At 49.3% G+C, this 22694-nt stretch carries 23 protein-coding genes and 1 pseudogene; 3 read left to right on the top strand and 21 right to left on the bottom strand.

Features of this window, described 5'->3' with window-relative positions:
- Window positions 1–11: 11 nt before the first annotated feature.
- The 3 genes from ptsP to ABGT54_RS05735 are packed head-to-tail and all read right to left on the bottom strand — an operon-like array spanning window position 12 to window position 3790.
- Window positions 12–1625: a phosphoenolpyruvate--protein phosphotransferase gene (gene ptsP, locus ABGT54_RS05745; protein ID WP_346663207.1), complete on the bottom strand. Its 1614-nt coding sequence runs from the start codon at window positions 1623–1625 to the stop codon at window positions 12–14.
- Between the two features lie 44 nt (window positions 1626–1669).
- Window positions 1670–3556 carry a heavy metal translocating P-type ATPase gene (locus ABGT54_RS05740; RefSeq protein WP_346663206.1) on the bottom strand — a complete coding sequence of 629 codons (1887 nt, stop codon included), beginning with the start codon at window positions 3554–3556 and terminating at the stop codon, window positions 1670–1672.
- 15 nt (window positions 3557–3571) lie between these two features.
- Window positions 3572–3790 carry a cation transporter gene (locus ABGT54_RS05735; RefSeq protein WP_204908472.1) on the bottom strand — a complete coding sequence of 73 codons (219 nt, stop codon included), beginning with the start codon at window positions 3788–3790 and terminating at the stop codon, window positions 3572–3574.
- 181 nt (window positions 3791–3971) lie between these two features.
- Between ABGT54_RS05735 and ABGT54_RS05730 the strand changes: the two genes are divergently transcribed.
- Window positions 3972–4334: a metalloregulator ArsR/SmtB family transcription factor gene (locus ABGT54_RS05730; protein WP_204932504.1), complete on the top strand. Its 363-nt coding sequence runs from the start codon at window positions 3972–3974 to the stop codon at window positions 4332–4334.
- Here ABGT54_RS05730 and ABGT54_RS05725 read toward each other — a convergent pair.
- The 5 genes from ABGT54_RS05725 to ABGT54_RS05705 are packed head-to-tail and all read right to left on the bottom strand — an operon-like array spanning window position 4315 to window position 9775.
- On the bottom strand, window positions 4315–5319 hold the full coding sequence (locus ABGT54_RS05725; RefSeq protein WP_346663205.1) for an SGNH/GDSL hydrolase family protein: 1005 nt from the start codon (window positions 5317–5319) through the stop codon (window positions 4315–4317). The two genes, ABGT54_RS05730 and ABGT54_RS05725, sit on opposite strands and share 20 nt — an antisense overlap.
- Entirely contained in the window at window positions 5306–6844 is a 1539-nt protein-coding gene (locus ABGT54_RS05720) for an MBOAT family O-acyltransferase (protein ID WP_346663204.1), read from the bottom strand. Before ABGT54_RS05720 ends, ABGT54_RS05725 begins: the two co-directional genes overlap by 14 nt.
- Window positions 6845–7075, bottom strand: coding sequence for a phosphopantetheine-binding protein (locus ABGT54_RS05715; protein WP_204908468.1), 231 nt, complete (start codon window positions 7073–7075; stop codon window positions 6845–6847).
- Window positions 7063–8277, bottom strand: a complete 1215-nt coding sequence (locus ABGT54_RS05710) for an alanine racemase (protein ID WP_346663203.1) — start codon at window positions 8275–8277, stop codon at window positions 7063–7065. The genes ABGT54_RS05715 and ABGT54_RS05710 overlap by 13 nt, the downstream gene beginning before the upstream one ends.
- Window positions 8270–9775 carry an amino acid adenylation domain-containing protein gene (locus ABGT54_RS05705; protein ID WP_346663202.1) on the bottom strand — a complete coding sequence of 502 codons (1506 nt, stop codon included), beginning with the start codon at window positions 9773–9775 and terminating at the stop codon, window positions 8270–8272. Before ABGT54_RS05705 ends, ABGT54_RS05710 begins: the two co-directional genes overlap by 8 nt.
- A gap of 234 nt (window positions 9776–10009) precedes the next feature.
- On the opposite strand from ABGT54_RS05705, the gene guaA (ABGT54_RS05700) reads away from it, so the two are divergent.
- Window positions 10010–10963, top strand: coding sequence for a glutamine-hydrolyzing GMP synthase (gene guaA, locus ABGT54_RS05700; protein WP_346663293.1), 954 nt, complete (start codon window positions 10010–10012; stop codon window positions 10961–10963).
- A 26-nt stretch (window positions 10964–10989) separates the two neighbouring features.
- Here guaA (ABGT54_RS05700) and ABGT54_RS05695 read toward each other — a convergent pair whose 3' ends face one another.
- The 8 genes and pseudogenes from ABGT54_RS05695 to ABGT54_RS05660 all read right to left on the bottom strand — a co-directional run bounded on the left by ABGT54_RS05695 (window position 10990) and on the right by ABGT54_RS05660 (window position 18149).
- On the bottom strand, window positions 10990–11283 hold the full coding sequence (locus ABGT54_RS05695; protein WP_346663201.1) for a helix-turn-helix domain-containing protein: 294 nt from the start codon (window positions 11281–11283) through the stop codon (window positions 10990–10992).
- Between the two features lie 660 nt (window positions 11284–11943).
- Window positions 11944–12243 (bottom strand): type II toxin-antitoxin system RelE/ParE family toxin, encoded by a 300-nt coding sequence (locus ABGT54_RS05690; protein WP_346663200.1) that lies wholly within the window; start codon window positions 12241–12243, stop codon window positions 11944–11946.
- A gap of 1 nt (window position 12244) precedes the next feature.
- Complete coding sequence (locus ABGT54_RS05685; protein ID WP_346663199.1) at window positions 12245–12493, bottom strand: type II toxin-antitoxin system prevent-host-death family antitoxin; 249 nt, start codon at window positions 12491–12493, stop codon at window positions 12245–12247.
- Between the two features lie 129 nt (window positions 12494–12622).
- The gene (gene guaA / locus ABGT54_RS05680; protein ID WP_346663198.1) at window positions 12623–14170 is read right to left on the bottom strand and encodes a glutamine-hydrolyzing GMP synthase; all 1548 of its coding nucleotides are present in this window, start codon (window positions 14168–14170) and stop codon (window positions 12623–12625) included.
- A 115-nt stretch (window positions 14171–14285) separates the two neighbouring features.
- Window positions 14286–15651, bottom strand: a pseudogene (locus ABGT54_RS05675) (MATE family efflux transporter).
- 145 nt (window positions 15652–15796) lie between these two features.
- Window positions 15797–16027, bottom strand: a complete 231-nt coding sequence (locus ABGT54_RS05670; RefSeq protein WP_346663197.1) for an HPr family phosphocarrier protein — start codon at window positions 16025–16027, stop codon at window positions 15797–15799.
- Between the two features lie 107 nt (window positions 16028–16134).
- Window positions 16135–16389 (bottom strand): sporulation transcriptional regulator SpoIIID, encoded by a 255-nt coding sequence (spoIIID, locus tag ABGT54_RS05665; protein WP_346663196.1) that lies wholly within the window; start codon window positions 16387–16389, stop codon window positions 16135–16137.
- An 80-nt stretch (window positions 16390–16469) separates the two neighbouring features.
- A complete protein-coding gene (locus ABGT54_RS05660; protein ID WP_346663195.1) occupies window positions 16470–18149 on the bottom strand; it encodes an SWIM zinc finger family protein in 1680 nt (559 codons plus the stop codon).
- Window positions 18150–18461: 312 nt separating this feature from the next.
- On the opposite strand from ABGT54_RS05660, the gene ABGT54_RS05655 reads away from it, so the two are divergent.
- Entirely contained in the window at window positions 18462–18938 is a 477-nt protein-coding gene (locus ABGT54_RS05655) for a hypothetical protein (RefSeq protein WP_346663194.1), read from the top strand.
- 309 nt (window positions 18939–19247) lie between these two features.
- Here the strand turns inward: ABGT54_RS05655 and ABGT54_RS05650 are convergent, their stop codons facing one another.
- From ABGT54_RS05650 to ABGT54_RS05630, 5 genes are all read right to left on the bottom strand, one after another.
- Window positions 19248–20459: a site-specific integrase gene (locus tag ABGT54_RS05650; RefSeq protein WP_346663193.1), complete on the bottom strand. Its 1212-nt coding sequence runs from the start codon at window positions 20457–20459 to the stop codon at window positions 19248–19250.
- A 108-nt stretch (window positions 20460–20567) separates the two neighbouring features.
- A complete protein-coding gene (locus ABGT54_RS05645; RefSeq protein WP_346663192.1) occupies window positions 20568–20762 on the bottom strand; it encodes a DUF6462 family protein in 195 nt (64 codons plus the stop codon).
- Window positions 20763–21617: an ATP-binding protein gene (locus ABGT54_RS05640; protein WP_346663191.1), complete on the bottom strand. Its 855-nt coding sequence runs from the start codon at window positions 21615–21617 to the stop codon at window positions 20763–20765.
- Window positions 21614–22360 (bottom strand): replication initiator protein A, encoded by a 747-nt coding sequence (locus ABGT54_RS05635; protein WP_346663190.1) that lies wholly within the window; start codon window positions 22358–22360, stop codon window positions 21614–21616. The genes ABGT54_RS05640 and ABGT54_RS05635 overlap by 4 nt, the downstream gene beginning before the upstream one ends.
- Window positions 22344–22553, bottom strand: a complete 210-nt coding sequence (locus ABGT54_RS05630; protein WP_076780937.1) for a hypothetical protein — start codon at window positions 22551–22553, stop codon at window positions 22344–22346. The genes ABGT54_RS05635 and ABGT54_RS05630 overlap by 17 nt, the downstream gene beginning before the upstream one ends.
- Window positions 22554–22694 lie beyond the last annotated feature (141 nt).

Raw genomic sequence — 22694 nt, 5'->3', positions numbered from 1 at the left:
AGAAAATCATTTTAGATCGCACGGATTATCTTCCGGATCTGCAGCACACTGGCCGGAGTCACTGACAATTCATCCACGTCCATTTCCAGAAATGTTCCGGTCAGCGCAGGATCCGCTCCCAGTTCGCCGCAGATGCCCACCCGGCACCCGCCCGCATGGCCGTTTTTCACTGTCATCCGGATCAGATCCATCACGGCCGGGTGGCGGGGATCAAAGAGATCGTCCAGTTTCACATCCTGCCGGTCTACAGCCAGCGTGTACTGGGTAAGATCGTTGGTCCCGATACTGAAAAAGTCCACTTCTTTTGCAAGTGCAGAGCTGATCATAACCGCTGCAGGGGTCTCGATCATCACGCCCTGCTCAAAGGTTCCATAAGAAATGCCTTCTTCTTCCAGCTCTGCTTTCACCTCATTTACCAGGGCTTTGATCTGACGGACTTCATCCACAGAAATGATCATGGGATACAGAATCCCCAGATTGCCATAGGCGCTGGCGCGTACAAGCGCGCGCAGCTGGGTCTTGAAGATATCCGGCCGCCTGAAACAGAGCCGGATCCCTCTGCATCCAAGCGCCGGATTGGCTTCCGGTTCCATCTGCAGATAGTCGGTCTGTTTATCTGCTCCCACATCCAGCGTCCGGATAATCACCTTTTTCCCTTCCATCTGTTCCAGCGCTTCCTTATATGCCTGGAACTGCTCTTCCTCAGAAGGAAAATCTGTTTTCCCCAGGTACAGAAATTCCGTCCGGAACAGGCCGATTCCCCGGGCGTCATTTTCCAGCGCTCTTTTTACTTCTTCCAGACTTCCCACGTTGGCAAAAAGATCCATTCTCCGGCCGTCCGCTGTCACATCTTCTTTTCCCCGCAGTTCCGCGAGAAGTTTTTGACGCTCTTCCCGGCCTTTTTGTTTTTCCTGATAGCCTGCAAGAGTCGCCTCGTCCGGCTCCAGGATCAGTTCCCCGGAAAATCCGTCCAGAACCGCCAGTTTTCCATCCATCTCCTCCGTAAACCGGATTCCCGTCAGGGCGGCGATCCCCATGGCGCGGGACAGGATCGCCACATGGGAATTGGAGGAGCCAAGCTCTGTTACAAATCCCAATATTTTCGATGGATCCATGCGGATCGTCTGGCTGGGCGTCAGCTCCCTGGCAGCCAGGATGACCGGTTCTTCCGCCTCCTGATCCTGCTCTTCCAATCCGCCCCGCAGCTTTCTTAACACCCGCTCTTTCACGTCTTTTACGTCAGCCGCCCGTTCTTTAAAATAAGGATCGTCCAGCTGTTCAAAGGTGCCGGCAAACTTTTCTCCTGCGGCTGCCACCGCAGATTCCGCATCCACCTTCTGGGTACGGATCATTTCCCGAATAAAATCTATGACCACCTCATCCTGCAGGATCAGGGAATGGCCCTGGAAAATGGCAGCCACCTGATCTCCCGCTTTCCGGGCCGTCTCCTCATAAAGATGAGAAAGTTCCAACGCAACAGAAGCCCGGGCGTCTTCAAAACGCCCAAGCTCTCTGTCCACATCTTCTGTCCTTCTCTTTTCGATGATCCTCTGCTCTCCGGAATACACCCGCAGTTTCCCGATGGCGATCCCTTCTGACACAGATTTCCCCTGATATTTTTTCATTCTGTTTCCGTTCCAATCTTAGATTTTTCTTTCCATATTATATCTTACAGATTCTTCACAAACAACGCCCGAACTGCGTTCAGTACGGCTATGACCATGACACCAACGTCTGCGAAAATGGCAAGCCACATGTTGGCAAGACCCACGGCGCCAAGGGCCAGGCAGATCAGTTTGATGCCGATGGCAAACACGATATTCTGATAGACGATGCCCAGACATTTCCTGGAAATCCGAATGGCTTTGGCGATCTTCAAAGGATCATCGTCCATCAGTACCACGTCCGCCGCCTCAATGGCAGCGTCAGAACCCATGGCTCCCATGGCGATACCGATATCCGCCCGTCCCAGTACCGGGGCGTCATTGATGCCGTCGCCCACAAAAGCCAGTTTTTCTTTCTCTTTCTTTGTGCCGATCAGTTCTTCCACTTTTTCTACCTTGTCAGCAGGAAGGAGTTCACTGTACACTTCGTCCAGGCCAAGTTCCTCTGCCACTTTTTCTGCCACTCTGCGGATATCGCCGCTCAACATGACGGTCTTGCGGATGCCGGCCGCTTTCAGCGCGCGGATGGCCTCTGCTGAATGGGGTTTCACCACATCCGAGATCACGATATGTCCGGCGTACCGGCCGTCAATCGCCAGATGGATGATGGTTCCCACACTGTGGCAGGGAATACAGGAAATGCCAAGGTGATCCATCAACTTGTCGTTGCCCGCTGCCACCTCATGGCCGTCTACTCTGGCAGTCACACCATTTCCGCTGATCTCCCGGATCTCTGTAACCCGGCTGCGGTCCAGTTCTTTCCCGTAAGCCTTCTGGATGCTTTTGCTGATGGGATGGGAGGAAGCGCTTTCCGCCAGGGCCGCGTATTCCAGCAGCTGTTCTTCTTCCATCTGATTGTGATGGATCCCGATGACCTCAAATACCCCGCGGGTCAAGGTGCCGGTCTTGTCAAAGACCACGATCTTTGTCTGAGACAGGGTCTCCAGATAATTTGAGCCTTTCACCAGAACGCCGGCGTTGCTGGCTCCCCCGATCCCTGCAAAAAAGCTTAATGGAATGCTGATCACAAGCGCACAGGGGCAGCTGATTACGAGAAATGTCAGAGCCCGGTATACCCAGGTGCCAAAGTCCGGTGAAAGACCGAGCACCAAAAACCGCACCAGCGGAGGCAGAAACGCAAGGGCCAGGGCCGCGTAACAGACCGCCGGAGTATAGATCCTCGCGAATCTGGAGATAAATTCTTCAGATCTGGATTTTCTGGAGCTTGCATTCTCCACCAGATCCAGGATTTTGGATACCGTAGATTCCCCAAATTCTTTGGTAGTCTGAATCTTCAGGACGCCGGTCAGATTGATGCATCCGCTGATAATCTCATCTCCCGCCTTTGCATCCCTGGGAACACTTTCTCCTGTCAGTGCGCTGGCATTCAGGGTAGAGTTTCCTTCCACCACAATCCCGTCGATGGGCACTTTCTCGCCGGGCTGCACCACGATCACACTGCCGGTCTCCACTTCATCCGGGTCTACCCGGGTCAGCGTCCCGTCTGTTTCTATATTAGCATAATCCGGGCGAATGTCCATCAGTTCGCTGATATTGCGGCGGCTTTTTCCCACCGCGTAACTCTGGAACAGCTCTCCGATCTGATAGAAGAGCATTACCGCAATGGCCTCTGTGTAATCGCCGCTCTGCTCATAAAGGGCCAGAGCGATGGCTCCCACCGTAGCCACTGCCATCAGGAAGCATTCATCAAACACCTGCCGGTTGCGGATCCCTTTCCATGCCTTTAATAGAATATCATATCCTACTGTCAGGTAAGGGATCATATATAAAAGAAATCTTGCCGCCCCGGACACCGGCACAAAATGTAAGCCGATCATCAAAACCGCCGCCACAAGGATCCGGGCCAGCATCTTTTTCTGTTTCTTGTTCATAAGAATTCTCCCCGTCTATAAAAAGATCTCGCAGTCATCTTCTACTTTTTTGCAGTTCTTCAGGACTTCTTTCATCACCGTTTTCGGTTCCTGTCCTTCCTCAAACTCCACGATCATCTTCAGCATCATAAAGTTGACAGTCGCATCCTTTACTCCGGCCGTCTCCTTTGCCGCCTGCTCCATCTTATTTGCACAGTTTGCACAATCCACATCAATCTTGTACGTCTTTTTCATTTTACTTCCTTCCTTTCACACTTTATCAATTAAGCATTTGTTTAATTGTTGATTTCATTATATCCCTTATACAGGAAATGTCAATACTCTATTCTCTTTTTTTTCGGAAATTTTTTCCTTTTTCATTGCATCAGCCAAAAAGCTGTACTACAATAATTAGAACAGCAAGGAGGTTTTCATTATGACAGAAAAGAAGCTTCCCCATGATCATGGGCAGAAAATAGAAAAGAGCCTTACCTGCATGCCGGGCACCGAGGATTTCCAGACTATCGCCGATGTCTTTAAGCAATTAGGCGACGGGAGCAGGGTACGCATCTTCTGGCTGTTATGCCACTGCGAAGAATGTGTCATCAACATCTCTTCTATGGTGGACATGTCAAGCCCCGCCGTCTCCCACCACCTCAGGCAGTTAAAGACCAGCGGCCTTGTTACCAGCCGCCGGGAGGGAAAAGAAGTTTACTATAAAGCCGCAGAAACGGAGCAGGCCCAGCTTCTGCATCATGTGATCGAACAGGTCATGAAGATTACCTGTCCGGATCTGTAGCCGGAAGACCTTTCGTTTCCTTTGTCTGCCCGATCGCCGTAAAAAAGCGGTCCGCTTCCGCGTTCCATTCCCGGTAGGACTGTTCTTCCCGGTGATCCGGCAGCTCATAATTTTCTTTCAGATAGTTTCCCAGATACCGGGTCACCTTCCTTGCCCCGGTAAGATTCAGGTGATCTCCTTTGTCTACGGTATCCATCTGCCAGTCGATCCCCAATTCTTTTTGCTTCAGATTCAGATCCAGGTAAGGGATCTTCTGTTCCTTTGCATAGGCTGCAAGTCCATTGTGCTTTTTATAATTATAGTTGACCGGCGACGGACCGCTGTAGAGCATAAATGCAATCCCCTCTTCCCTGCAGATCCGCAGGATCTCATCCATATAATAGTGCACTGTTTTTCCCCGGACCGGAACCGCTTCCTCTGTCCGGGCCATATAGGAACGATTGCCGGTATAGGGCTGTACATTGGTCCTTGGCACATATCCCTTATAATCCGTCTCCCCCGCCTTGGTTCCGGGAAGCAGCGTCTTCCACATGTCATGATAACGGAACACCGGAAAATAATGCTGTCCTGCTTCGTATAAAATATCCTGCAAAGCATCCGGCTTATCCGCAGAACGATAAAGCACATTGGTTTCCATCATAACCAGTTTCGGCTTCTGGGTCTCCAGCGCCGTTTTCAGCATATAATAACTCTCCTGGATCTTCTGCCCGGACTGTCCGCCAAGGTAAGCGGTGATCCCGTGATCTTTCCAGAGATCCATGGGCGAAACCGTGGTATAACATTCACTGTCTCCGATCACCAGAAGATCAATGGTATGATCCGGTTCTTCCCCAAGACCTGTCAGCGCCCGGTTCCGGTCTTTGACCAGTTCACTGTGTTTCCCTGCATAACCGGATAACGCCACGGAAAGTCCAGTCAGGATCACCAGGAGTAAGCCAAAAAATGTAATCGTTTTCACTCTGTTTTTCTTTTTAGAATCCAGCATAAATCAAATCCACCTTCTGATAACCGATCCCGTAGGCCCCGAATAGCACAACCGCAAGGATCAGCGCATAATAACACGCCCACCGGACCGGAAGCTTTGTATTCTCCAGCCGGACAGAGATATCCGTCTGCCGTTCTTTGAAAAATCCTGCCACGCCCACTGCCAGACATCCGGCAAAAACCACCAGATAGTCCGCCAGATCAAGGCCCAGCATGCACAGGCTCCCATCCCACAAAGGCGCAAGGGAAAATCCACGGAAGATGCTCCGGAACATCTCTATGCCTGCCCGAAGGCCGTCAGCCCGGAAAAAGAGTTCGCCTGTGAAAACCACAAGCCAGGTTCGGCAGATCTGAACAGCCCTGATCTGCCAGGCATCTGCTTTCAGCCCCAGAAGCGTGCGGATCTTCTCTCCGACTGGCTCGAACGCCATTTCCAGCAGCAGGATAACAAAATAATACATTCCGTAAAAAATATAACTCCATCTGGGTCCATGCCACAATCCGTTGCACAGCCACACCGGAAAGAGCGCCAATGCAGATACGCCAAGTCTGGCCGCATATTTTCCGCAATGTTTTCTGGCAAAGCGGTTCCATCTTTTCACCAGTCCGGAAGCAGACACCGGATAAAATACATAGGTTTTCAGCCAGACCCCCAGTGTGATATGCCATCGTCTCCAGAATTCTGCCGCACTTCTTGACACAAAGGGCTGTCGGAAATTTTCCGGCAGCGTCACGCCAAACATCCGGGCGCTCCCGGTCACGATATCCATACACCCGGAAAACTCCATGTAAAGCTGCACGGTATAGGCCACTGCAGCCACGGCCACGATGACTCCGCTGTACCGGCTGTGCTGGCTGAACACATTCTGGACGAGCACATACAGCCGGTCCGCGACCACCATTTTCTTAAACAATCCCCAGACAATCCGAAGCCATCCCCTGGACAGATCTTCTCTTCGGATGCCTCTGCCCTGCCAGAGCTGATCTGCCGTCTGGCCGTACATACTGATGGGGCCTTCCATGATCTGCGGGAAAAAGCCAAGAAAGAGAGCCACTTTCCCAAGGGGCTGCCCGGCCGGGATCTTCTTCCAGTAGATGTCGGCCATATACCCGATAGCCTGCAGCGTATAAAAAGAAATCCCGATGGGCAGCAAGAAGTGCCTGGCCGCAAGCAGCGGAACCCCGCCGAAATGTACCACCGCCCTGTTCAGATTTTCTGCGAAAAAATTGTAATACTTCAGATAGCCCAGAACTGCAAGGAGCACACAGATCCCAAAGGCCAGCACACGTTTCTGCTCCCTCTTTCCCCGCCCGGCGCTCTGCAATGCTTCCAGCCAAAGCCCGATGTAATGCGTAAAAAGTGTGGTCCCCAGAAGATACAGCAAAAGTTTCCCGCTGACCAGATAGAAAAAAGCATATCCTGCCAGCAAAAGCACCTTCCAGCGGTGTCTTGCAGGAGCACCCTGATAGAGCAGCAGCACAGCCGGAAGGAACAAAAACAGATACATCCCTGTATGATATGCCATTTATCCTGTCTCCTTTAGTCTTGTCACCATTTCCCACATCGCCTGTACAGAATTAAAGTTTTCCGGCACCATTTCCGAAGCGCCGATCTGGATATCAAATGCGTCTTCCAGTTCTGACACCAGTGTGATCATCCCGAAAGAATCCAGAATTCTTCCGTCGATCAGCGCCGTTTCCTTTTCAAAATCTATCGTATCATCAATCTCTCTTAAGATCTCCATCAGCTTTTCCATTGGTTTTTCTCCTTTTCTTCTATTTTTTTATCTTCCATATTCCAGGGGAATACCGGCGTGCGGTCTCTGAAAAGCCGCCAGCCTTCCTTTCTTTCATAAACAGCGACCGCCGGAAGCTCCCGGCTTAAAAACAACGCCATTCCTTCTGTCATGGCATAGGCGCCTGCCCGCTCAAAGATCAGAATACTTCCGGGCCGCAGATTTTTCAGGAATGCCTTCCTTACCAGAACATCCGCCGCCGTACAAAGCGCCCCGCAGACCGTCCACTCCTCTTCTCTTCCTTCCGGATAAAATGGGCTGATCTTCAGATAAGGCCTGTACATTCCCCGGATCTGTCCGTCATAGTTAATCTGATGGATCCCTCCGTCCACAATACAGTAGTTGGTGCCTTCCGTCTTTTTTACGTCCAGCACCTGGGTCAGATAATAACCGCAGCCAGCAGCCAGCGCACGCCCCATCTCCAGCACGATCCGTCCCTTCCAGCGCATATTTCCCGCCGCACTCTGTATTGTCTGCAAAAACAGATCCGTTTCATCTTTTTGATCCGTAAAGTATGGAACCGGGATCCCCGGCCCGTACTCCAGCGTCTCAATGGGTTCTCCTGCTATATTTTCCAGTTCGTTCAGACAGCGATCCAGCATGACAAGTTCTTTTTTTACCTGGCCCGGGGAACGCTTCTGGGTGCCGGAAAAATAATGCAGTCCTTTGATGCAGAGCCCGGGATACAGGTCTTTCTTCCGGAAAAGGCTCTCCAGCGTCCGCCGGTCCATGCCAAATTGATTGCCGCTGCTCAGCCTAAGATAAACCGTTACCTTTTTCCTATGGGTCTCGCACCACCGACCGATCCTGGAAAACTGCGCCGGTGATTCGATGGTATAGATACAACGGTCTCCTTCCTCACACAAGATTTCTTCGATCTCTTCTTCTTTTTTCAGAACGCCAGAAATAAGAAATTTCTCCGGCGGGATCTTTAATGCTTTACAAATCCTGTACTCTCCCATGGAACAGATTTCCAGTTTCCCTGCCAGTTCCGCCATCTTCTCTGCCAGAAAAGGATTGGCTTTCAGTGCATAACAAAGTTCCAGGTCAGGTCCTACTCCCCGCCGGATCCTTTCCGTTTCCTCTTCCAGCATGTCCAGGTCAAACACATAGAGGGGCGTTCCATATTTTACGATCGCATATTCCAACCGGTTCCTATCCATCCTGCATCTCCACCTTTCTTAGAAAATATGTCCTGTCAATCTTTCCATTTTTTGTTAGAGGCATCCCGTCCACCTGGCAGAACTTTGCCGGGATCATATAGCGGGGCACCAGGCTCTGCATCCCCTTTCGGATCCGGGCCGTTTTTTCTTCTCCCAGGTAAAATGCCACCAGCCTTTCTTTCCGCCTGTCCAGAACGCAGCAGCTTCGCGTCACTCCGTCCACCTGCTCCATGGCACGCTCCACTTCCTCCAGTTCGATCCGGTGACCCATATGTTTGATCTGAAAATCTCTCCGCCCGGAAAAATAAAGATTGCCGTCTTCCCCGAAATATCCCAGATCTCCGGTTTTATAGTACCGTCCTTTCTCCGGATCAACGGGGAATTTTTCGGCAGTCATCTTAGGATTCCCGTAATACCCCTCTGACAGGGATTCTCCTGACACACAGATTTCCCCTGTTCTGCCCTTTTCGGCCACTTCTTTTCCGGATTCGTCCACCAGAAATACGCGCCGCCCGGGGAAGGGCTGTCCAATGGGAAGTTTTTCTCCTCTGCCGACCGGGTGATCCACCCGGAACCAGGTGCAGTTGCAGGTAATCTCCGACGGACCGTAGAGATTGACAAACTCTGCCTGAGGAAGAGCTTTCTGCCAGGCAGACAACTGGCCGGACGGCATAACTTCCCCGCTGAACAATACCTTCCGCACAAACTCCGGCGCCCGGTATTCCAGGCCTTTCAGCGTGGAGATCAGGCAGAGCGCCGACACCGCCCAGATCAGGGTGGTGACTTTCTTTTCACACAGCCGGTCCAGAAGCCTTGCCGGAGTCCGGAAGTCATCCCTTGGAATTAAATAGAGACTGGCCCCTGTCATCAGAGAGGAATAGATATCCTTCACAGACACATCGAAATCAAAAGGCGCCTGATTCCCGATCCGGTCCTCTTTTGTAATCTGGAACAACTCCGTAAAATGCCCGATAAACTTCAGAACCGCATCATGGCTGACCATCACTCCCTTGGGCATTCCGGTAGAACCGGATGTGAAGATCCCGTACAGAAGATCTTCCCTTCTGCTCTCTTTCCGGATCGCTTTCAGCCTCGTCAGATCCGCTGAGGCACGCATCAGATCCACGATCCGGACCGTGGGGATTTTCCCCGGTATCTCCCGGAACAATTCTTCCCCGTATTCATCGGTAATTACCAGCTCCGGGCACAGCACGTCGCAGATCCTGCGTACCCGTTCCTTTGGCTGCTCCGGATCGATCATCACATAAAAGCATCCCGCGTATACCACTCCCATCATAGCCGCCAGCACCAGAGAACTTTTGGAAAGATACACTGCCACCGGACGGCCGGGGAGCGTCTCCTTTGTAAGACCCGATCCCATTCTTCTGGCCAGGTCCCGAAGTTCCTCAAAGCTTAGCACCACATTTCCATCGTCCACTGCTATCTTATCCGGGCAGCGAACCGCCGTGTGTTCCAGCCATTCCAATACATTCTTCATCCGTCTGATCCTTTCTTGTCCATAGCATCCGTCTTGTAACAGGCATCATTATGACAGACAAATCTTAAGCAAAAGACCGGGAAATTCTTAAGATTGGCGAAATATTAAAAAGAACTGCAGTTTTCATTGCATCGGCCGGAATCCTGTACTACAATAATCAAAACAGCAAGGAGATTCTGCTATTTTTACGAAAAGGAGAAAAGAAAAATGGAAGGCAACAAACGACCGGACGATATGACCCGGATCACAACGGAAGCACTGGCTCACACGTTTATCGAGGAACAGGTAACAGCAATCCAGAAGCAGGTGGGAAATAAGAAGGTACTGCTTGCGCTGTCCGGAGGGGTTGATTCCTCCGTGGTAGCGGCATTGCTTATCAAGGCCATCGGCAAACAGCTGGTATGCGTCCACGTCAACCACGGTCTGCTGCGAAAAGGCGAGCCGGAACAGGTAGTTCAGGTATTCCGGGACGAAATGGACGCCAATCTGGTATATGTAGACGCCATTGACCGGTTTCTCGACAAACTGGAAGGCGTAGAAGAGCCGGAACAGAAGCGCAAGATCATCGGCGCAGAGTTTATCCGCGTCTTTGAAGAAGAGGCAAGGAAACAGGAAGACATTGAATTTTTGGCACAGGGAACCATTTACCCGGACATCCTGGAAAGCGACGGGGTCAAGGCCCACCACAACGTAGGCGGACTGCCGGAGGATCTGCAGTTTGAACTGGTAGAACCGTTAAAACTTCTCTACAAAGACGAGGTTCGCGTTGTCGGCAAAGCACTGGGACTGCCGGACGGCATGGTATACCGTCAGCCCTTCCCCGGACCGGGCCTTGGCGTAAGATGCCTGGGAGCGATCACCAGGGACCGCCTGGAAGCAGTCCGCGAATCTGACGCCATCTTAAGAGAAGAGTTTGCAAAGAACGGTCTGGAAGGAAAAGTATGGCAGTACTTTACCATCATCCCGGACTTCAAGTCCGTTGGTGTGAAAGAGGGCAAACGCTCCTTTGAGTGGCCGGTGATCATCCGCGCCGTGAACACAAAAGACGCTATGACCGCCACGGTAGAAGACGTCCCCTTCGCCCTGCTTCAGCACATTACCGAACGGATCACAGCAGAAGTTCCGGGCGTGAACCGCGTATGCTATGATCTGACGCCAAAGCCGACCGGAACAATTGAGTGGGAATAAGTTTCTATAATTAAGAAGCAGGGGATTTAGTACATCCCCTGCTTTATGTATTCTCTCGCTTTTTCCTGCTGTGCCTCATTTAGCGTTACCTTTCCTTTGACAACGTCCACCATCCCGCTTTCTTTCAGTTTTCGGATGGTGCGGTTCAGTGTTTTGACAGAAATGCCGGTCTCTTCATGGATCTCCTCTCTGGTGCGACGGATCACGGTGCTGTGATACTCCTCAATATAGCGCAGGAAATAAAGGAGCAGCAAATGTTGGGGCGGATAGAACAGCCGGTTCCCGCAGTTATAGGAAGAGCGGTATAGTTTATACGCCACCTTCCGGGAGACCAGCCGAAGGAAATGAATATCCTGTTCAATCCAGTCTTCAAAATCTTTTCTGGAAAAATACAGCACCGTACACGCGGTGGTGGTCTCAATGGTGACAGAAGTGCAGGGTTTATTCTGTAAAAAGCTTAAAGCAGGCTTTTAAAAAGGATGCCGAATCGGAATTTGAATTGGTGATCCAACGGGCAGATATTTTTAAGAAAGCAAAGGAGCTTGGTTTTGGGCATTTAGACATCCATTCCAATCCTCAAACTCTGGGTGCAGCACTATTGGAACACTGGAGAAGAAAAGTGGAAGACGATGCGACGTACCAAAATGTGGATCATAAAAGAATATTTGTGCTTCTGAACAAAACGGGTCTCCAGGGTATTCGCAACAAGGATCAGATGTGTGTATACAGATGGTATCCTAATTAAAAACAGCTTTTTGAACGTTTTAAACTGCCCGCTAATACACAGAAAATCGAACTCCATCCCATTCGTTTGCACAAAGGCCAGGTTGTTGATATTCTGTTGCCTTACCTGAACGCGCAATCATAATCCGGAAGATAAGTGCACTTTCCCGGCCGTCATCCCGTATATCCCAGTACTGGTTCTCCAAAGCTGTAATAATACGGCCTGTTCCCCTCTTTAAGGAAAATTAACAGGACTTTCACTCAAAAATTCTTGTAATATCTTGATACCGATTGACTACACGATAAATCTCTATACACTTATTTCCAACTTTATAGAGAATCACGTAATCTTCCCATATCGCATATTTATAGTCCGTCCGAAAGCTGACTCGTTTTGAAAGATCTGAACCCATCTCCGGAAACATCTGAAGATTTTCAAATTTACCATAAATTTCTTTTATGATCTTTACGGCATATTCCTCGTTATCTTCGGCAATGTAATCCCGGATATTCTTCAAATCCTTTGCAACAATTGGATTGATCCACAGTTTTAACATCTTATTCCCCCACAAGTGCTTTCAGTTCATCCAAAGTCAGCCATCCTTCACCATCTTTCACCGCTTCTTCGGCTTCCTGCAACTTCATCAGAAGCTTTTTCTCCGCACGATCACGCTCATAATCTTCAATATCCATAACTACAAAACGTCCTCTGCCATTCTTGGTCAGATATACTGGTTCTCCTTTGCGGCAGTTCTTCAGGACTTCATTATAATTTCTCAAATCAGATACTGGTAAAATATTTGCCATATTCTTTCAGCTCCTTCCTTGATTTCATATTATTCCTGCTACTTATATTATACACAGCAAGCTGTAAAATTCAACGTAGAATTTTACAGCTTTTATGTGTCTGCTTTGCAGCATATTATATATAGAAACTTACTCGAACTCTATTGTTCCCGGGGGTTTACTGGTAAGATCATAGAATACCCGATTGACCCCCTTCACCTCATTGATGATCCGGCTCATGACCTTCTGCAGCACTTCAAACGGGATCTCCGCCGCCTCAGCGGTCATAAAGTCGATCGTCTTCACCGCGCGCAGCGCCACTGCATAATCATAGGTCCGCTCGTCGCCCATGACGCCCACGGAGCGCATGTTGGTCAACGCCGCAAAGTACTGGCTGATCTCCTGATCCAGTCCGGCTTTTGCGATCTCCTCCCGGTAAATGGCGTCGGCATCCTGAACGATCCGTACCTTCTCGGCGGTTACCTCGCCCACGATACGCACGCCCAGTCCCGGTCCCGGGAATGGCTGACGGAATACCAGTTCTCTGGGAAGCCCCAGTTCCAGTCCGGCCTTGCGGACCTCATCTTTGAAAAGATCCCGCAGGGGCTCGATGATCTCCTTAAAATCTACGAAATCCGGCAGACCGCCCACGTTGTGGTGAGACTTAATCACTGCAGACTCGCCGCCAAGGCCGCTCTCTACCACGTCCGGGTAAATGGTTCCCTGAGCCAGGAAGTCTACGGCTCCGATCTTCTTTGCCTCTTCCTCAAAGACGCGGATAAATTCCTCGCCGATGATTTTGCGCTTCTGTTCCGGCTCGGTCACGCCGGCCAGCTTTCCATAATATCTTTCCTGGGCATTGACCCGGATAAAGTTCAGGTCAAAATCACCCTCCGGTCCAAAGACCGCCTCTACTTCGTCGCCTTCATTTTTGCGGAGCAGGCCGTGATCTACGAACACACAGGTCAGCTGCCTGCCGATGGCTTTGGACAGAAGACCTGCAGCCACGGAAGAATCCACGCCGCCGGACAGGGCCAGGAGGACTTTTCCGTTACCCACCTTTTCCCGGATCGCCTGGATCGAACTTTCCACAAAGGAATCCATCCGCCAGTCTCCGGCGCAGTCGCAGACACCGCGCACAAAATTATAAAGCATCTTGGTTCCCTCTGCGGTGTGAAGCACCTCCGGATGGAACTGGATCGCATACAGTTTCTGGTCTGCATTTTCCGCCGCAGCCACCGGACAGTCTGCCGTGTGGGCTGTGATCTCAAACCCCGGCGCGATCCTGGAAATATAATCAAAATGGCTCATCCAGCAGATGGTTTTCTCAGACACATCCTGGAATACCCTGGAATCCTTTTTATCGATCAGGACCTCTGTCTTGCCATATTCTCTGACATCCGCCTTCTCCACCTTGCCGCCCAACACGTGCATCATCAGCTGCGCGCCGTAACACAGGCCCAGCACCGGAATCCCCAGTTCAAACAGCTCCTTTGAATAGGTGGGAGAATCCTCCAGATAACAGCTGTTGGGGCCGCCGGTCAGGATAATTCCCTTCGGATTCATGGCCTTGATCTTTTCAATATCAATACGATAGGAATAAATCTCGCAATATACGTTACATTCCCGGACCCGTCTTGCCACCAGCTGATTGTACTGGCCGCCAAAATCCAGGACAATGACTAACTCTCTTTTCACCCTCGTTTCTCCTTTCGTTTTTGTCAAATCTATTCCATTATAAAGTAAGAAAACCAGATTGACAATGCTATTTTCCGCTTTCCGCGCGTATTTCCGCGCATCCGGGCATCATTTCTTAGGAAATAGCATGGTGTTTCCATTTTCCGCTGCGGTACCTGAGCACAAAACAGAATTCCCGCACTAACCAGTCGATGATCATGGCCACCCAGACGCCAAACACTCCCATGCCCAGGTATTGGCCCAGCACATAGCTGAAGATCACCCGGAAGATCCACATGGATGCCACGGAAATGATCATGCACATCCGGGCGTCTCCGGAGGCCCGGAAGGTGGCCGGCAGCGTAAAGGACAAAGGCCAGAACAGCGCCGAGCAGACCGCGTAAAAAATCACGATCTGCGACGTCGTTTCTGCCGTGATGTCTGACAGATTGTAGATCTTCAGGATCAGAGGCAGCGCCACGACGATGATAAGATTGGTAATGATCAACGCTCCGTGGGTAATAAGGATCAGCTTTTTGGTGTAATATTTCACCTGTTCATAGTCCCCGGCCCCCACACAGCGGGCAATGACCGTAGTCACCGCAAGCGCAATGGCCATCCCCGGCAGCACCTGGAAAGACGCCAGAGTATTGGATACCGCATTGGCCGCAATGGCGTAGGTTCCAAAGGTAGACACCAGACTGAGCACAATGATCTTGCCAAGCTGAAACATACTATTTTCCAGTCCGTTCGGAACACCTACACTTAAAATCTTCCGGATCAGGGAAAAATCCGGCCTGTAGCGAAGGGGACAGGGTCACCGAGATCTCCCGCCTGCTGTCGCAAAGCAACACCATGATCAGCACTGCCGCCACAATCCTGGACACCAGCGTAGGGATCGCCACACCGGCAGTGCCCATCTTCACCCCATAGATCAGAATTGCATTTCCTGTGACATTAATGATATTCATAACAATAGCCACCCGCATGGAAATTTTGGAATTGCCCATGGTCCGGAAAATGGCGGCACCGCCGTTATACAGCGCGATAAAAGGAATGGAGGCCGTCACGATCAGAAGATAGGTATTGGCGTGACCCATCACGTCCGCGTCGATCTGGCCGAACACTCCGTGAAGGATCCAGTGTCTGCAGGCGTAAATGAGAAGCGTGATCCCCACGGCGCAGATGGTGATAAACCACACCAGCTGATCCGCCGCCTTTCCGGCGCCTTCCTTTCGGCCCTGGCCCAGATACTGGCCCGCGACCACCGCGCCTCCGGTAGCCAGCGCAGAAAACACATTGATCAACAGCACCATAATATTGTCCACCAGCGAAACGCCGGACACCGCTGCCTCACCCACACTGGCCACCATGATACTGTCCGCCATGCCCACCAGCACCGCCAGCGTCTGCTCGATGATCAGCGGAATGATCAGCGCCACCAACGCGCGGTTATCAAAAAGATATCCGCTCCTGTCCCTCTTCTGTACCCTCTCCTGCAATTTCCTCCACTTCCTTTCCAATGGAACCCATTATCCTCTTTTCCCGGACGTTTGTCAATGTGGGCAGGCGATACAAAAGCCGCAAAAAAATAGAGGCAAAGCCTGAAAGCTTCACCTCCGCGTGGTCCATATTGCTGCTACACATTTACGCTGCTACAAATTCTCTGATATCGTTCCAAAGATCTTCGCAATCGTCCTCGTAGACATTTAATTCAATTTTACTCCGGAATCCCAGATTCATAAGGCCGAGCAAAGATTTGGCGTCAACGATATATCTTCCACGCTTCATATCCATGTTGTACGGATACTTCTCGACCTTTCTGACAAACGCAACCACGTCGTCCGGGCCCTGAAAGATAATTGTCTTCTTGTTCATATCTATCTCTCCTTTTCAGGAACTATCTTACCATAAATTTCCAGATATGCAAGAAATATATTTTGAAGATATTGTGAACAGATCCGAAAAAGGAGCATGAAAATGCTCTAGGCACGCCGGTGCAGATACTTCTCCCGCGTGGCCAGTCCGCCCCGGATGTGGCGCTCGGATTTATTCACATCCAGCACCTTGCGGGCCTCCGCCGCCAGGGACGGATTGATCTGCAGAAGGCGGTCGGTAACGTCCTTATGTATCGTACTCTTACTCACCCCAAACTTCTTCGCCGTCTGCCGCACCGTAGCCTTGTGCTCGATGATATAATATGCGATCTCAACCGCCCGCTCCTCAATATAATCCTTCAAGAAAAAATCCCCCTGCATAGTTCGTTTTTACAATCTATGCAGGGGGAAGGGGAGTTATTCGAGGGTTAGATTCACAATCCCTAAAATCCCGCGTTCTCCATTTCATCCATCATAGCTCTCCTGCGATAATACTTCGCCCGCCAGTTCTCCGCGATCCCGGCCGCCTTTTCTTTCCCGCCGGGATACCCGCTGATTTTCTTAAGGTATTTCATCAGTTCCCTGTATCGTTTTCTGTCACTGACCCTTTCTGCTTCTCTGTGCAGATAAGAAATATAAAGATCTCGCACCTGCTCTGGGAATCTCTCTTTCAACACTTTTTCATATCTGTCCAGATTAAGGACAAAGCTCTCTCTCTTCAGGCACTCCAGCATGTGTTCATACATTCCTTCCGCCTCCATAAGCGGATAGCGGATTGCAAAGTTCCCTGGCTCCCGCAGGATCTGCGCCCGGTATTGCTCCCACTCTTTATCTGTACAGACCTTTTTTAATTTCCGAATATATGTCAACTCATGCTGTGGACACTTTAGAACATAGTATAAGAGTTCCTCTTTGTAAGCTTTCGTATCTGCCTGCTCTTCATAAATGGAGATCAGTTGCTCGCTATAGCCGGCAACCAGCCCCGGATACTCGCTGTCCAGTTCCTTGCTTTCCCGCAGGATCCGGATCGCCTCATCCAGGTTCCCACGGTCAAGATTCTCCTGGATCTCCAGTTTTCTCACCGCCGAAAATCGCCAGTGTTTCCTGCGGTATTCGTGTATTTCTTCCTCTGAGTAACCCAGCTGCTCCATAAGTTCCAGCCGTCGTATGAGATTATCCTCATAGCCGTAATGCTCGCTCCAGGTCCTTCCTCCATCCGTGGAGGGACCCTGCTTTTCAATTATTTCATCCAAATATTTCAGTTTTTTCTCCAACATTTCACGGTCACGGAACTCGCGCATTAGAAAATCTTCTATGTATTCCTCCAGATAATCCATGACATAATCACAGGACAGATGACTGGTAAACCAGGCAAACATTTCGCTTCTGACATCTTCGGGGCAATTCTTCAGTATGACTTCCCACCTCTCATAACATGCATTCGCGACCTGACAAATGCCGCCGTCAGAATCATCCATGTCTATATTCCCGATTATCTGGAACACATAATTGGTCAGTTCAAATGCCTGACGCCAGCAGCCTCGTTCGATCAGAACATCCACCTTGTCTCCCAGATAACATTCCATCGTATAAGTGAAATCCCAGGCATTCCGGTAATCTATAAATCCATTCCCGTTGCTGTATTCCCATACAAGCCGGTCTACTCCCTGCTTTAACCGGTTCATCTGCTTTTCATCGATTTCCACCGCATATCTGGTCAGAAGCATACTCCGGATTCCGCTGTCCTGCCCGGCAAGCTTTTTTACAAAGGCACGCAGTTCCCTCTCCGGAAGCTTTTCAATCAACTCCTCCAGTTCCTTTTCCTGTTGCTCCAGACAGGCATCCTCTGACAGGAGCCCCGACTCATCCTGTTCCTCAATCTCATACAGGACAGCCGCCATATGCTTACAGTGACTGCCGTCTTCCGCATAGGGACAGGAACAGTACATTTCATGGACTTCTCCCTCTTCAATTTCAATCTCTACCTCATAATCCTCTGTCCCTTCTACAATGGCCTGATATCCGTGTTCTGTTTTATGAAGCTCCTGAACTGCGCCATCATAGAAATACATTTCCCCGCGAGCAAGGATATGATCCTGAAATAAATCTCTCCAGTTATTCACACTCATCCCTCCTGGAAGATATTTTGGTCAAAGTATACCAAAATATCTTTTAAAAGCTAAAATGCTTCATCGTATCTTTTCCGCTACATAAATCCAACAATGATACTATGTCATCTTGACTTCCAATACTGACCGCGTTATAATAACATCCACAAAAGTTCAACCGTCTTTCACACCTGCAAGGTGTTTCCTGGCCGACGAGGCCGTCTAAGAAAGAATAATTTGACCGACGAGGTCACTCTGGTCAGCCAGAGCAGGGTACGGTTAGCGCCGTACTCTTTTTATTTCCAAATTCCCAAGGAGAAAATCTTATTGAAAGAATATCTTAAAGCACAGAACAAAATAAATGAGTCCGTCATTGAAAATGTGTTCAGTTCAGATGAACTTCACCGCTTTTCTATATCCGATTCCCGCTGGACCGAAAACAGAAAGAAAAAATTGCGTCAAAAACCTGTCAAAAAAGGGGAAATATACCAATTTGAATTCGGGAAAAATTATATCCCTGAAATGTCTTATGAACACCGGGGACTCGTAATTGGCGTCAAACAAAAACTGCTCTATGTGCTTCCACTATTTTCTTATAATCCTCTCAAGCACCTTGATGTCTATCACCCTGTAGACTATCCAGAATCTCATAGCGATCTGTTTCTTTTAAAAAGCAGCGAATTTTCCTTTATCTCCCACGACTCGCTTTTAAAACTGAATGATATACGAACAGTCAGTATTAATCGCATCCTCTATCAGCAGAGCGGACGCATCCCTCCAGATTCAGATACATACAAGAGGTGAGTGCTAATTTTTTAAATAATTTTTTTGGAAAACCTCAAAAAGCTTGATTTTACGGGCTTTTTCGGGCTTTCCAATTTTTTGATTTTTTCAAAAAATGGCTTACTACACCATTTTTACACCATTTCTACACCAATTTACGCGAAAACTACGAGCCATGCAGGGACGAAATCGGGGTGCCTTTTGAGAGCTTGCTCACATAAAGGCATCTCCGGTTTTGGACCTATAAGGCGACAGCCGCGACCGAATGAACGCAGTTCATGAGGTCCATGGCGAGCAGTTCTGTAATCATTCTTAAAGAAATCTGAGCCATCACATAATCTGCACCAAATCCATCTTTGCAATCTCTTTTTCAATCCTGGACCGGTCTGTAATATGGTTATAAACTTCCATGGTGACACTGATATTCGCATGTCCCATCACGTACTGAACGACCTTCATATCCAGATCTGTCTCTGCCATCCGGGTACAGGCCGTATGTCTGAGTATATGGGCGGAAATATGCGGCAGCTCTTCCGGCTTTCTCCTCTCCCGCTTTGCCCGCTCATTTTCTTCCTCATTATACGCCTTCACAATATCCCGGAGAATAAAGTTCACGGTAGTCGGCATCATTGGACGTCCGCTCCTGCTCATGAATACGAAATTCGAAAGCCCTTCGATCTTCACATCCCTTGGGATTCCCATCTGAAAATTCAGCCGTCTCTGGGTCTCAAAGGCTTTTGCCACCATTTTGCTCAAAGGTATCTCCCGGATCCCGGCTTCTGTCTTGGGCATGGTCACATGAAAATCACACCCGTCTCCATAGTTCTTATAGATCAGCTGATGATTCACGTATACGGTCCTGGTCTTCAGATCTACGTCCTTCCAGGTGAGTCCGATCAGTTCTCCACAGCGGAGCCCGGTTCCGATCATCACCTGCAAAAGCGGCAGATAGATATGGAACACCTCGCTGTTCTTTACATAGTTCAGCAGATTTTTCTGCTGGTCAAAGGACAGGGCGGTGCGTTTCTTTTCCGGTTCTCCATAATCTCCCAGCGTTCTCTTAGCCGGATTCTTCCGGATGATATCATCATCTACAGCCACCTCAAAGCTCGGTAAGATCATATTATGGAGAAACTTGATGGTACTGTGGGAATATTTCTGTTTGCTCAGCCGGGAATAAAACAGGCGTACATGAGATGGTCTTACCTGTACCACTTTCATCTGTCCGAGTTCATTCCTCACAAGACTGTTCCACATCCTTCTGTAATTGGCCTGTGTACTCTCCGCCAGCTTTCTGGTATCCATGTGGATCTCAAACAGGTCATTGAGAGTCATGTTCTTGCATTGAGTATCGGTCAGAATTCCTTCGCTCTGGTCTTTCTCAATCTCTTTTTCTTTTTTCCTGAGTTCAGCCAGATCCGGAGAATAAACGGCCAGGCGTCTGCCGGTCCGTTCATCTTTGTACCGGTACATATAGAGTCCATCCTTGCGCTGAGATTCCCCGGTCCTCAGATTTCTTCCTCTATTGTCTTTTCTTGCCACAAAACCATTCCTTTCTCTAATTTCCACACCTCCCTGTTGTGGGGAATGGTCTTGTCCTGTCTATGAAAAGTATAGCACAAAACCATCCCCACGCACATCCGTGTTCCTTTATTCCGCTATTGCTTCCAGATATTTCTCCACCTTCTGTACGGAGTACAACACCCAGCGGCCGATGGTGATCCGGGCTCCCGCATCTTCCGCAATCTTCCTTGCAGTCATCTGTCCGCAGGAAAGCATAGCGGCCAGACCTTCAATATCCACTGCCAGACGGCAGCTGCTCTCTCTTTCTTTTGTCTGTCTCATTTACCTCATCTCCTCCTTTACTCTTTTCTGCATCCGCCCCAGCTTTTCCTGAGCCGTACGTTTCCGGAAACTCTCCCCTTTAAACTGAACCGGCACGCACATCTCCAGCAGCCGGTCATAAATCCTGGCATGCGCTGTATCCTGCGGATTCTTTAACTCCTGCAGTGTCAGATTGGTCGTCGCGATCAGGGGCTTCCCGCTCCGATATCTTCCGTCAATCACTGCATAGATCTGTTCCAGTCCGTACTCTGTCCCCCGCTCCATTCCAAAATCATCCAGAATCAGCAGCGGAACTCTGCACAGATTTTTTATGTATGTGTTCTTCTCTAAAAAATTAGCAGACAGATCATTCAGCACTTCCGCAAAATTGTTCATACGCACTTCTATCTCCTGTTCCAACAGTGCATTGGCAATACAGCCCGCCAGAAAACTTTTCCCGGTTCCCACTGCTCCCCAGAAAAGATAGCCTGTATTTTCCGCCTTCATTGTTTCCCAGTCTTTCACATACAACTTTGCAAGCACGGTATTTTCGGAAAGCCCTTTATCATTCTCAAATGTCCATTCCTGCATGGATCTATCCGAGAAACAATGTTCCTTCAATTCTCTGACTACAGCTTCATGGCGCTGCTGTTCCCGGTACTGTTCCTCCTCTTTTCTCTTTTGTCTCCGACACTCACATTCACGCGGATGTTTTTTTATTCCCAAAACCACGACTTTCTCCTGATCGAAATAAGCCTCCTTCGGTTCATGGCATTTCCCGCAATACAGAAGCCCGTCTTCTCCGATATAATCCTCTCCGTTTCTTTCTCCCTGCTGAATCATGTTCTTTACTGTTTCTTCTACCATCTTGTTCATAGACTGTCCTCCTCACTGCAGGTATAATCCGGAATGTTTTTTACCGGGGCTGACCGTTCTGCCCATCTTCTCAAGGTAACAGCATGATCAGCATATTGCTTTCCACTGGAACGCATATAACTGGACAGTTCCTCGATCAGCCTGTCTAATTCCCGGATCTCCTGTTTCAATTCTCCATATTCTGTTTCGGAGAGAAACACATTGTGATATTCGCCATAGGCAGAGCGTGCTTCTCTCTCTTTATTTGTTTGACTATATATCAAGTAACTATTATTTAAGTAATTAGGGGATACTTTTCTTTCCATCACAGGGACAGGTTTCTTTCCCTCATAAGTATCATTTTCTTTCCCTTTGAGGGACACTTTTCTATCCTTCACAGGGAAACTTTTCTTTCCCTCTGCCGGGATTCTGACATACAGCAGATTCGGTTTTGAAAATCCCTGTTTTTTTCTCACCATAAGTCCGGCTTCTTCCAGTTCATTCAATGCCTTTTTTACAGTCATGTGACTCTTTCTAAGATCATCAGCCAGATAAGCAATGGGATAAACCACAAAAATGTGGCCTTCCTCATCCTTCCACCCTGTCTTCCTGGAAAGACTCGCCCGATCCAGCAACAGAGCATACAGGACCTTGGCTGTCTGAGTCAGATCCATCCCCAGCAGAAACCGTGGGTAAGGAAGATATACCGGAATCTGGATCTGATCCGTCATGTATACCATCTGATCTTTATTCTTCACATCCATCCTTTTGTTTCTGTCTGATCTTCCGCCGACGGCTTCGCTTGGATTCATAGCAGGGGCAACAGACAATCACAGTCCGGAAACTCTGCTTGCAGTCTCCAACACATTTCCGGCAGGTGTCATTGTGGGCAACCCGCCCTCTTTCATTGAGAAAAAAAGCCAATTCCTGTTTTCTTTTCTTGCTCATTCTCGGCACAGACATTCCTCCTTCCTGCCATCCTGCCAGTACCTGGTACAGGACAGCGAAATATGGTCGCGTTTCGGTATCATTTTTTACATTTTTTGCCCTTTACGACAGGCTTTTTTGACCTTAAATATATTTGCCTGGGGTTTATCC

It is taken from the genome of uncultured Merdimonas sp., from assembly GCF_963929015.1.
Taxonomy (GTDB): Bacteria; Bacillota; Clostridia; order Lachnospirales; family Lachnospiraceae; genus Merdimonas.
Note: the sequence above shows the minus strand (reverse complement) of the source record. Positions and strands in the feature narration are given on the sequence as shown.